This window comes from Cohnella hashimotonis, assembly GCF_030014955.1.
Classification (GTDB): domain Bacteria; phylum Bacillota; class Bacilli; order Paenibacillales; family Paenibacillaceae; genus Cohnella; species Cohnella hashimotonis.
On sequence record NZ_JAGRPV010000001.1, the window covers coordinates 8,281,400 to 8,293,644 of the forward strand.

General features: G+C 59.8%; 8 protein-coding genes. 1 reads left to right on the forward strand and 7 read right to left on the reverse strand.

The window, feature by feature from the left end; genetic code table 11:
- Window positions 1–115 precede the first annotated feature (115 nt).
- Entirely contained in the window at window positions 116–967 is an 852-nt protein-coding gene (locus tag KB449_RS33140) for an endonuclease/exonuclease/phosphatase family protein (protein WP_282912967.1), read from the forward strand.
- Between the two features lie 72 nt (window positions 968–1,039).
- Here the strand turns inward: KB449_RS33140 and KB449_RS36680 are convergent, their stop codons facing one another.
- From KB449_RS36680 to KB449_RS33175, 7 genes are all read right to left on the reverse strand, one after another.
- Window positions 1,040–3,577 carry a PKD domain-containing protein gene (locus KB449_RS36680; RefSeq protein WP_282912426.1) on the reverse strand — a complete coding sequence of 846 codons (2,538 nt, stop codon included), beginning with the start codon at window positions 3,575–3,577 and terminating at the stop codon, window positions 1,040–1,042.
- 204 nt (window positions 3,578–3,781) lie between these two features.
- On the reverse strand, window positions 3,782–5,614 hold the full coding sequence (locus KB449_RS33150) for a cache domain-containing sensor histidine kinase (protein ID WP_282912427.1): 1,833 nt from the start codon (window positions 5,612–5,614) through the stop codon (window positions 3,782–3,784).
- Window positions 5,611–7,191, reverse strand: coding sequence for a response regulator (locus KB449_RS33155; RefSeq protein ID WP_282912428.1), 1,581 nt, complete (start codon window positions 7,189–7,191; stop codon window positions 5,611–5,613). Before KB449_RS33155 ends, KB449_RS33150 begins: the two co-directional genes overlap by 4 nt.
- Before the next feature lie 140 nt (window positions 7,192–7,331).
- Window positions 7,332–8,921: an ABC transporter substrate-binding protein gene (locus KB449_RS33160; protein WP_282912429.1), complete on the reverse strand. Its 1,590-nt coding sequence runs from the start codon at window positions 8,919–8,921 to the stop codon at window positions 7,332–7,334.
- A gap of 44 nt (window positions 8,922–8,965) precedes the next feature.
- Window positions 8,966–9,856, reverse strand: coding sequence for a carbohydrate ABC transporter permease (locus KB449_RS33165; protein ID WP_282912430.1), 891 nt, complete (start codon window positions 9,854–9,856; stop codon window positions 8,966–8,968).
- A gap of 10 nt (window positions 9,857–9,866) precedes the next feature.
- Entirely contained in the window at window positions 9,867–10,793 is a 927-nt protein-coding gene (locus tag KB449_RS33170) for an ABC transporter permease (protein WP_282912431.1), read from the reverse strand.
- A 156-nt stretch (window positions 10,794–10,949) separates the two neighbouring features.
- Complete coding sequence (locus KB449_RS33175; protein WP_282912432.1) at window positions 10,950–12,218, reverse strand: carbon-nitrogen hydrolase family protein; 1,269 nt, start codon at window positions 12,216–12,218, stop codon at window positions 10,950–10,952.
- Between the last annotated feature and the right edge of the window lie 27 nt (window positions 12,219–12,245).

A 12,245-nucleotide genomic window follows, 5' to 3' on the forward strand; every position in this document is an offset into this window, starting at 1 on the left:
GCCGGACGCGGTTTGTCACGAAACGTACCTAAGCAAAAGCGGATATGGACCGGACGGCATGCGAGCGGTAAACTGGGTTCAAGTAGCAAGGCTTGTGCACCAATTTGAACCTGAGGTGATCCGCTTGGAATGGAAAGTCATGACGTTTAATCTGCGTACCAACGTCCCTTCGGATGGAGACAATGCCTGGCCGCATCGGCCGCAAGCCGTTGCCAAGGCGATCTTGCGCCACGATCCGGACGTCGTGTGCGTGCAGGAGGCGCTTTATGCGATGCTGCTGGATCTTGCGCCGCTGCTCCCCGCTTATGCCTGGGTGGGCGAGGGACGGCGCGGCGGGCAAGCGGACGAGCACTGCGCCATTTGGTATAAGAAGCGGAAAGCAGCCGTGGCGGAATACGGCAGCTTCGGACTGTCGGAGACGCCGGAACTTCTCGGCGAGCTGGGCTGGGGCGCGGACTATCCGCGGATGTGCACGTGGGCGAGGCTGGTGGCCAAAGCGGACGAAGGCGAGAATGGCGGGAATGGCGGGAATGGCGGGAATGGCGGGAATGGCAGGAATGAAGGCGGGCTGACGGTGTTCAACACGCATCTCGACCATGTCAGCGAGCCGGCGCAAGTGAACGGGATGCGGCTGATCCTGGATCGGATCGGAGCGCTGCGTGCGCGGTCGGGGACGCCGGTCGTGCTGACGGGTGACTTCAATGTCGGTCCCGGACACGCTGTCGTGCGCGGATTGGAGCAGGCGGGGTACGTGAACGGCTATTCGGCGCTGCTTGGCGGCGGCGGAGCCGGGGCGGCCGGCGCGACGTTCCATGACTTCCGGGGCGGCGAGGCGGGGGAGCCGATCGATTACATTTTCGCTTCGCCCGACGTCGTCGTGTCGCAGATCGAAGTGGACCGTGGCCAGTACGAGGGGCGGTATCCGTCGGATCACTATCCCGTGTGCGCGGTATTGTCGGCAAAATAGCAAGCAATCGAAAAGGAGGCCGGCAGTTCGCCGACCTCCCTTTCCTATTGCCAAGGCTTACTGACAATCGAATCAAGGCGTAACGTCAGGCTTGATGCTGAAGTCGTCGACCCAGTACTCCATGCCGGCCGAGCCGGCGGACTTGATCCGAAAGCCGGCGGACCGCAGGTAGTTCAGGTTCGCGTAGATGCCGCCGAGATCCCGGATGTCCCTCGCGTCGACCTCGATCGTGTGCCATTCCCCGTCGTCGATGAGGGTGTAGGCCGCCGTCGGCTCATTCGCCGAAGCGGTCGCCGCGATCGGGTACATCTGGTTGTCCTGCTGGTCTCTGCCGACCGGATAGGCTTCGAGCGCGAGCAGGAGCGGCGTGCCCGGGTTCACCTTGTACTTGGCGCTGACGATCGGGAACTGGTTGATGTTCCAGTCCGTCGGATAGTAGGCGTACCGGAGCTGCTTGGTCTCGGTGTTGGCGCTGTTGTAGGGCACATGGATCACGCCGTTGGTGCCATCGAACTGGCGGGTGACGCTAGGCACCTCATTGCCGCGCTCGCTATAGCGGAATACCTGCGCATACAGACGATCGTCCGCGTCGAACGAGTGGTACACCATCGGCTGGCTCAAATAATCCGCCGCGTTCACGATGACGTACGTCACGCCGGAGACCGTCTTGCCGGCCGCGTCCGTCGCCGTGGCGTAGACCGTATACTGCCCCGGCTGCGAATAGGCATGGCTCGGCGTCGCTCCCGTGCCTGTCGAGCCGTCCCCGAAGCGCCAAGCGTAGGACACGGGCGTGAAGCTGCCGAATACGCCGGCATCGAACGCAATCGAGGTACCCGCGGTGGACTTGAACGTGCCGGTCGTGACTTGCAGGGACGCAGGCGCCGTCGCGCCCGTCTCCACGATGCCGAGGTCGGGCGCGCTGCCGGCATAGGCGATGCTGACGGAAGCGCCGCTCGACCAGGTGAGCGGGGTATCCAGCGTAAGCGTGCCGCCGGTTACGACGCCGGTGGTCGGATCTGTCGAATACGCGATGTTCGTGATCCGTGCGCGATTCGTCGCGGAACCGACCGAGATGACGTCGCCCGTCTCGCCGCCGATGCCCCAGCCGTCGAAGAAGTAGTTCGGGTTGACGACGTTCAGCGCAGTGCTTGCGGTGCCGGCGGCCGAGGCCGTCGTCAGATTCGTGCCGCCGTCGATCATCGGACTGCCGGACTGGAGGGTGAAGTCGTAATTGCCCGGGTCCGCGAACAGCGGATTCACGTTCGTGTTGTCGTCGAACTGCGGCACCTGGGAGCCTGCGGCGTCCGACATCGTCTCGACCTCGGCCAGCGTCCACAGCTTGTAGTCGTTGTCGCTGAATACGAAGTTGTTGTTGGTGCCGAGGATGTAAGGGGGCTTCCCGGCGCCATTCCAGAAGTTGTTGTCGATAAAGGCAAACGTCTGGGTGCCGTCGGGATTGACCTTGCGCTCGAAGTACCTTAAGTTGCGGTTGGACGCGTTCTGGTCGTTGTTGTAGAAAATGTTGTTTTTGAAAAAGTCGTTCTTGATCCTATACACGCCGTTGCCGCCGAACAGGAAGGCGAATACTTCGTTTTCGGCAAATACGTTGTTGTAGAAAGCGGAGTTCGTAAAGTACAAATCGGTCGATCCGTCATTGTATGGCGCGCTGCTCAGCGTGCCGCCGCTGTAGTTGCGGATGAAGCGATTGTTGCGGAAAATGAGCCGGTCGGCGTGGATCGAATCCCGCGACGACGCGTTGCCGGACCCATAGCGCTGCTCGGCGAATACGTTGCCCTCGAACAGGTACCGGCTGTTCGGAAATACCTCGAAGTTGCGGCTCCACTGGCTGTTGAACACATTGCTGCGCACGACAACGTCGTTGACGCTGTTATAGGCGCCGGCGTAACCGAATACGACGACGGTATGCCTGGCTTTGCTGAAGTCGTTGCCCTGGATGAGCAGCTTGGAGCTGTTGGCGAAGGAAATTAGATCGTCTCCGTCGTACGCTTCGGTCATCGTGTTGTTCAGCAGCTTCAGCTGCTCGGTATAGTTGACGGCGAATGGCGCGCGAGGCCCCCAGCCGCCCGTGGCATAGCTGAACGCGTTGTCCGAGATCGTGATGTTGGTGTTCTTGGTCCCGGTCGCAGTGCCGTCGCTGCTATCGAGGAGCAGCCATTTGCCGTAATTCAGGTTGCCCTTCACCTTAAAGCCGCTAATCGTCAGGTAAGACTTCCCTTTGATCTTGATGACCATATGATTGTCCATCGGGTTCGTCGTCACCGTATAAGTGAGTGTGGCTTGCCGCGGATTCAGCGCCTTGTAGGTGATCGGATTGCCGGCCGTGCCGCTGTTCAGCGGGACGAGCTGCTCGGTATAGACGCCGTCCATGAACAGCACGGTGTCGCCGGCCGTTACCGTGGCCGCCGCCTTGGTCAACGTCCAGGGCGAGCCGGTCGTGAGACCGGTGTTGGCTGCGCTGCCGGTCGGACTGACATAGTAAGTCGTACCCGTCGCCAGGGCGATGCCTGCGGGCAACACCGGCCAGAGCCCGAGGAACGAGGCAATCATGCTGAATGCGGTCACGAACGCGAGGATGCTTTTCTTTTTCACTGCAACTTCATCTCCTTTTTAAAATGGGATAGCTGCTCGTGCTTGGCGATGCATCGTGTACAGCGGGGATGGTGGGCTGGCATCACTCCCTTCAAATGGGCAAATCGGATTCGTCGATTGTTGGAAACGCTTACACTCGTGGACGCGGCTAAAGGAAGGGGCATGCGGCCATGACGGCCTATGCCCGCTCCATCGCGTTCATGGTCACGAGGCGTTTCCGAGCCCCTTCGCCGGGGGAATCCGTATCTCTACGGCGGTGCCTTCGCCAAGCTTGCTCTCGAAGCGCAGGCCGTACGGCGCGCCGAAGGACAATTTCAACCGTTCATGGATGTTATAGACGCCGAAGCCATGGTACTCGTCCCGCGAGGGCCGCTCAAGCATGCCGGACAATGCCGCCTCGCTCATGCCGACGCCGTCGTCCCGCACGCGGAGCACGATCGCGCCGTCCTCGAGCCTGCCGCTGACGGTCACCGTGCCGCGCTTGTCCGGCTTCATCTGGATACCGTGCATGATGCTGTTTTCGGCCAACGGCTGCAGCGTGATTTTCGGAATCTCGCAGTCCAGGATGTCCGGATCGACGTCCAGCACCAGCCGGATGCTGTCTTCGAACCGGTGGTTCTGAATGTCGACGTACGTTTGCAGATGCTGCAGCTCGTCCTCGATCGAGACGATGTCCCGGCCCTTCCTGAGGCTCAGCTTGTAGAAGCTCGAGAGGGACCCGATGAGCGACTCGATGTCCGGATTGTCATGCTTGATGGCCATCCAGTTGATCAGATCGAGCGTGTTGTACAAAAAGTGAGGATTGATCTGCGACTGCAGCGCCTTCAGCTCGGCCTGAACCAGCTTCAGCTCCGCGTTTTTCATCGCTTGGCCGGTCTTGAACTGCTCGTCGATCAGCACTTCGATTTTTTTGATCATGAAGTTATAAGAGTCCGCCAGCTCGCCGATCTCGTCCCTGCCGAAGTTCTGATGGATGACGGACAGATGGCCGCTTTGCACCTGCCTCATTTTGAAGATGAGACGATAGATGCGCCGCGTGCTGGAAAACGAGCTGATATAGGCGAGTCCGTAGGCTACGACGGTCATGGCGAGCATGACGAGGATGAGCACGTTCCGCTGGTGCGCGCTGGCGGCGAATATATCCTCGAGCGGAATGACGCTCACCATCCGCCAGTCGGATCCTGCGATCGCCCGATAGCCGACAATTGCATCTTTGCCGTTCACTTTTACGCGTTTCCAAGGCGCCGCCGGATTGTCCGCGATGCGCCAGCGCGCCGTCTGCGCCGCATCCGCGGAGGACTGGACGATGCCGCCGTCGGCGTCCGCGAGATAGACGATGCCGGAGCCCGTGAGGCGGGCGGCCTGCTCGAGCATCGCCTGTACGTCGCTCTGCAGAATGTCTACGCTCAGCACGCCCATATTTCTCGCGTAGTCGTTCGGGTTTTTCACCAGGCGCAGCGTGGACAATACCGGATGCTGCGAGACCGCGCCTGTCGTCTCGGTATATTGCGTCGTCGTTGGCGTCAGCAGCAATTTGCCGTTGCTGCCGAGCAGCCGCCCGTACCAGGGCGCTTCGCGTACGCCGCTCAGGCCGTAGATCGACTGGCCGTCGCCCGCGAATACAAGCTCGTCCGGCACGAACAGGCGGATGAGGAAGATGTCCTGATTGCGCAGCAGGTAACGGAACATCCGCAGCAGGTACGTGCCGTCCTTGACCTGCGAAGGGATGGCGTAGGCGGCGCTGTCCATGCGGCCGAAGATTCGGATCGCCTCCTCGTCGAGAATAATATAGTCGGAGATCAGCGACGCGCTGCGGATTCTGGACTCGAGCGAAGAAGCCGCTTGCTCGAACGACTGGTTGGCCGAATAGACCGTGTTTTTCTGAATGGTCTGGGCGGTCTGCCTGTAGGCGAGCAGCGTAAAGGCGCCGAGCGGCACGATCATCAGAAAAAAGAAAATCAGGATGAGCTTGTGCTGGATCTTGAGATCCTGCACGTACGACCAAAGCTTGCGCACCGGCGCGCCGAGCATCGTCATTGCCGTTCCCTGAATTCTGAGGGGTTCAGGCCCGTCATCTTCTTGAACAGCTTGGTGAAATGGTTGGCGCTCTGATACCCGACCCGGCTCGAGACGTCGGACAGCTTCACCCGGCCGTCCTTCAGGTATTCCTTGGCCTTTTCGATCCGAACCTCGGTAATGTGCCTGTTGATCGTTTTTCCCGTTCTTTCTTTGAAAATCCGGCACAGATAGGTCGGCGTGAGATACAGATGCTCGGCCATCCGGTTGATCGACAGACGGTCGTCGTGATAATGCGCCCGAATATACTGCATAATGGCGTAAACGTGCTGTCCGTTGTTGTTTTTCGACTGAATGCGACTCATCGCCGCTTCGACCCTGCGCAGCAGCTCGGCTTGGACGGCGGCCAGGTCGGGCAACCTGAAAAATTCGTCACGGGCGTAAGCGAGCTCATGCGCTTCGGCAAGCGGGACGTTGTGCTTCGCGGCGAAGGTTTCCAGCTCCAAGAGCATGCCGTAGAAGAACGTCCTGACCTGGCCGACGGGCAGATCGGGCCGCAGCCGGATCTCGTCGTGAATACGGACGATATCGCGCAGCGCCTGATCCGTGTCGAACGCATGGAGACTGGAGATAAAGGGCAGGAGACGCGAGTCGTCGAGCGGATCGGACGGCGTGCCCGGGGCCGGCTCCTCGTAGAACGCGACCTGGTTCGGACCGACGAAGAACCGGCGCTGAAGAGCCGATTCGGCATTCGCGTAGGAAGCGCTAATCTCGGAGATGCTGTCCGTCGGCTTGCCGACCCCCATGAACAAATCGACCTCGACGCCCGCCGTTTGTTCGAGCATGGCTCTGAGCTTGCCCAGCACCGCGGGCGGGAGGCTGCGGCTCGTGATGCCGATGCCGCTGAAGTGGACGACGGCGTGCCGGTTGTCGATAAAGCCGGCGACGTGACGGTAGAGCGGACTGGCGAACGCCTCGTCGATCGCGCGCCGGATCGGCTCCCTGTAATTGCGGTCGATGTCATTGCGACCGGCGTCCGCACTGCTATCCGTATGGATATCGATCCTGAGAATGCTCGCGATAAAGCGACTGCCGGTCTGCGCCTCGCCGAACGCATACTTGAGCGGCTGCGCAAGATCGGCCGGATCGGAGCGGGCTCGGCTCAGGTCCAGCGCGAGCTTCTCCCGGATGATCGCGTCGCTCTCCGCCGTCGTGATCCGTTCCAGGGCGAGGGCGTCGACTGTCTCGCGAACGGCCCGCATCAGCTCCGGCCGGTTGATCGGCTTCTCCAGGTAGTGGACGGCGCGCAGCTGGATCGCCGACTTCAGATATTCCTTGTCCGCGTAGCCGCTCAAGAAGATGATCTTGCAGTCCGGCAGTACGAGCCGGAGCCGGGTCGCGAACTCGATGCCGTTCATGCCGGGCATCCGGATGTCGGACAGCAGGATGTCGGGCCGCATCCGCGCGGCCGCCTCGAGCGCTTCCGGTCCGGAGCCGGCGCTCTCCACCTCGTCGATGCCGAGACTGTTCCATGGAATGTATTGGACCAGTCCCTCTCTCGTCGATTTTTCGTCGTCTACGATAATCAGCTTCGCCATATCCGTTGATTCTCCCCGGGCCAGACTGTGATCCGTTCCTGCGATGATGCGCCTTTTGGGAAATCATAGCATAGGTGCCTCAAAGGGCTCCAGCAGCAAATTGACCGCTAAAGCCCTTCAAAACAAACGGGAAGTTCAAGTTATTTGCTCTTCATATAAGCGTCGATCTGGGCCTGCGCGGCTTCTTTGTAACGCTCGACGCCGGCTTTTTTCAATTGATCCTTGTACTCCTGGATGCCCGCGTCCACGTCGTTCGTGAAGCCCATGTACAGCGGTCCCGCATACTGTGTGAACAGGTTGCTCAGGTTGGTGGTGACGTCGCTGATCTCCTTGGCGTCGATGGTGAAGTCGACCAGCGGATTGGGCACATACCGCGACTTGGCGTCCGCAAGCAGCTCGGCGTAGTTCGGGAACGAGCCGTCGAACACTTTGGTATAGGTCTCGTTCGTCCAGCCCCATGTGCCGGCCGCGTTCGGCGGGTACTTGCTGTCGGCAGGAAAGACGATGTCGCCCTTATCGTTGATCGTATAGTGCGTGCCCTCGAAACCATACTGCGTCAGCATGTTGTAGTCTTCGTTGTACCGCAGCAGATCGAGCAGCATGAGCGCACGCTCCGCGTTCTCGGACTTCGCGCCGATTGCCATGCCCCCAGCCATGTAGGAGTAGCGGTCGATCGAGCCCTGGAAGGCGGGGTAGATCCGCAGATCCCACTCGGGATGCGACTTGTTCACTTCGTTATAGATATTGTTCGCGCCAGGTATGCTGGTGATCAGCGCGGCGTTTTTGCCGTTTTTGAACGAATCGTTCAGGCTGACCGTGTTCGACAGCGCGTTTTTGGACCAGTAGCCGGCGTCCTTCCATTGCTTCATCTTCTTGATGAAGGCCGTCGTCTCAGGCAAGTCGAACGTGTACAGGAGCTGGAGCGACGGATCGTCTTTCTTGAGCGCGATCGGGCTCGTGCAGTTCGGCGCGCCCGGCGCCATCAGGTTGTTGTTGCCGAAGTACAGGGCGCAGAGCGTCCAGGCGTCGTTCTTGCCCATGTTATAGGGGATCATGCTCTTCTCGTTTTTGGCGACCGCATCCAGATAGACGCCGAAGTCGTCGATCGTCTTGATGTCCGGCACGTTGTACTTCTTCATCAGGTCGCCGCGAACGACGTAGGCGCTGTAGTTAAAGCTCGCTGCCAGCGTCGGGATGGCGAACATCTTGCCGCCGACGTAGCCGCCGGCCAGCTTATCCTTGTCTTCCTTGGCGGACTGCGGCGCGTACGTGCTCAGCATCTCCGGCGTGATCTCCTTGAAGGCGCCTCTTCTGGCGTTGTCCGCGTAGTTCATGTAGTTGGCGGCGAAAATGAGATCGAACTTCTCGCCGGAGGACAACATCAGATTGTAGGCGTCGTTGGACAGGAAGGTGATCTTGACCGTGGCATTGATGTCCCGTTCGGTCATCTTGTTCAGTTCCTCGTGGATCAGCTTGGCGTCGGGTGCGCCGTCCGACGGCAGATACATGCTGAGCTCGACTTTCTTCGAGATGTCAGGGCCCGATGGCGCCGCTGCCGACGGCGAGGCGCTCTGCGTTCCGGAAGCTTCGGCGGACGGACTCGCCGATGCGGAAGCGCCTGGACTCGCGTTCGAGCCGCTTCCCGCGTTATTCGAGCAGCCGGTGAAGATAATCATGGCCGCGAGCAGCGATGATAGAATGAAGCCTGAATTGGTGCGTTTTCTGTACATATCGTATCCCCCTTGAATTTATGGTGAACTGGAAGGTTCCAGCTTTACCCTTTCACCGCGCCTACGGTCATGCCTTTGACGAAATATTTCTGAATGAACGGATATACGAGGATGATCGGCCCCGTGACGACGACCGTCATGGCGAGCTTAAACGTCTCCGTCGGCATCTGGGCGACCGGCATCCCGGTCTTCTGCGCGACGATCTGGGCGGCTTGCATGGAGTTGAACACCTTGTAGAGATGGTACTGCAGCGGCATCATGTTCGGCTTGGTGATGAACAGCATCGCCTGATACCAGTCGTTCCAATAGGTCAGGGCGATGAACAAGCCGATCGTGGACAGCGCGGGCAGCGAGATGGGCAAGTAAAGCTTCAGGAATATGGTAAAGTCGCCGGCGCCGTCGATCTTGGCGGATTCGCCGAGACTCTCCGGAATGGTCGTAAAAAACGTCCGCATGATGATGATGTGGAATACGGCGAACAAATGCGGAAGCAGCAGCGCCAGAAAATTGTTTTTCATCCCCAGATTGATCATGACGAGATACCACGGTACGAGCCCGCCGCTGAAAAGCGTCGTGAAGAAAAAGAAGAAGGAAAATTTGTTGCGGTATTTGAAGTCCTTGCGGTGCAGCACGTAGGACGTCATCGCGGTAAGGAACAGGCCGAGCGCGGTGCCCGATACGACGAGCAGGATCGTGACGGCGTAGGCGCCCGTGATCACCTCCGGCGTCCGGAAGATGAGCTTGTAGGCTTCAAGGGAATACATTTTCGGGATCAGCCGGTACCCGTACTCGAAGAGCGACGCGTCCTTGGTCACCGATCCTGAGACGGTCAGCAGGAACGGGATCAGGCACAGAAGGGAGAAGAGACCAACGACGATATAGCCGATGAGGTTAAAGACGATTCTGTCTGTTTTCCGGATCTGGTTGACCGCCATGGTACCACTCCTAAAATAACGCATAATCGGGATTCACCTTCTTGATAACGTAGTTCAGCGAGATGATGATGACGAAGCCCACCGCCGATTGGTACAAGCCTGCAGCGGCCGGCAGTCCCAGATCCAGACCCTGCTGGTACAGCGCGCGGAATACGAACGTGTCGATGACGTCGGTCTTGTTGAACAAGAGGCCGTTGTTCCCGACGAGCTGGTAGAACATGTCGAGGTTGCCTCGCAGGATGCCGCCGACCTGGAGCAGGACCATGATGACGATCGTGATCTTGAGCAGCGGGAGCGTGATATGGCGGATCCGTTGAAAAATGTTCGCGCCGTCCAGCTCCGCCGACTCGTACAGCTCGGGATTGATGCCCAGGATCGCCGCCAGATAGACGATGCTGCCGTAGCCGATGAGCTTCCAGAGATAGAAACCGACGATGATGAAAAACCAGAGCGACGGCCGGCCGTAGATGTCGACCGGCTCCATGCCGATGGACTTCAGCAGCGTGTTAAGGCTGCCGAATTCGTAGTTGAAAATGCCGTACACAAACGATCCGACGACGACCCAGGAGATAAAGTATGGCAGGAGCATCGAGGACTGCATCGCTTTTTTGAGCCATTTGCCCTTGAGCTCCGAGAAGATGATCGCGACGCCGACCTGAAACGCCATGCCGACCAAAATGAAGGCCAGGTTGTAGAGGATCGTGTTCTTGGTGAGCAGCCAGGCCTGGCCGGACCGGAAGAAGAAGGAGAAGTTTTTGAGACCGACCCAGGGGCTGTGGAAGATGCCTTTGTCGAATTCGAAGTACTTGAAGGCGACGACGACCCCGCCCATCGGCAAGTAGTTGAAAATAATAAAGTAGACGACCGCGGGGGTCAGCATGAGAAACAGCATTTTGTTTTTTTTTAGCTCCGCGATCAAGCCGTGCGATTTGTGCATGCGCCTACCCCGTTTGCTGTTAAGTGGTTGAAGACTTCAAGCGTTCGTGTGGCTTTAGGTTAACTATATCAGCGCTTTCATTTTGCCGTAAGCGCGCAATCCTGCACTGATGAGCGATATTTTCTACTGTTGGTCCGCTTCGGGCTTCGGGCTGGGCTAGATCGTCAGATCGCCGTACGTGCTTGGGCGCCTCTCCCGGCGGAACAGCGAGCGGGCTTCACCGTCGGCGTCCCCGACCGACAGCCAGTTTTTGTAGAACGGCTTGCCGAGGTCGATCTCCGCGACCGCGACGCCGTGCGCTTCCTCGGACAGCTCCGCAAGCACATCGCCCCGGGGATCGACGATCCGGCTAGGCTTTTCCTCCCACATGCCCGCGACCACGACATGGACGCCGTTGTCGACCGCTCTCGCGAGCGACTGGATGCGCGCGTTGCCCTGCGTCGGCACGAAGAGCAGCTCGGCTCCCTTGAGCGCCAGCAGCCGCGCGGGCTCGGGGAAGTAGCTGTCCCAGCAGATCAGGATGCCGATCCGGCCGAAATCGGTGTCGAACACCGGGTATTCGCTGCCTGGCGTCACGCCCATCTCCGCTTCGAAGAGCGGCAGATGCGTCTTTCGGTACTTGCCCGAGATGCGGCCGTCCCGGTCGATCAGGACGGCGGTGTTATAAAGAACGTCACCGTCCGTCTCGAACAAGCTCGCGATGACGTAGTATCTGTGCTTCCGCGCATGGCTGGCTAGAAAGTTCGTGAACGCTCCCGGAATCGGCTCGCCGAATTGGCCATAGCCGCGCCCGCCGACGCCTTGCTCGTAGACGCCTTCGCTCAGGCATACGATATCCGCCCGCTGCGCGCCGGCCTGGTCCAGCAAGTCGCTCATGTCGGCGAGATTTCCCGTGCGGCTGCCGCTGAACTTATTGATCAGGGTCGTAGCGACGCGGACCGTTCTGATCGGCAGTTGCGCGGTAGCTGCGGTCTCCGCGACGGACGGTCTCCGCCAGGCGACCTCTCCGCTCGCCGACCATCTGAATGCGAGCTCGAGCTCGGCGAACGCGGCGCCGGCGGGGGCCGTCATCGTCCTGCGAAGGCCGATCCAGCCATCCGGCAGCGCTTCGCGGGATTGATCGATGTAGTCGCGCGTGAGCAGCGCTCCGTTCGCGTCGGACCAGGTGACTAGCGCGTACACGTCTGCGCGGATCGCGTCGATGCCGGTCGCGAGATAGTCGGCGGCGATGTCATAGGTTTTTCTGCCCTCGACGCCGGCCGTTTTGCCGATCCACTTCCCGTAGGCGTTCGGCGAGCCCGTAGCCCGAATGATCAGGACGGACTCGCCGTCCCGCATATCCCTGTCGAATATAGGCGCCAGCGCTTCATGCGGCGCCCAGGTTTGCCAGCCCGCCGCGCCCGGCGGCGGCATGCGATTGGTCATCGTGCTTCCCCTCTTTCCGTCGTCTTC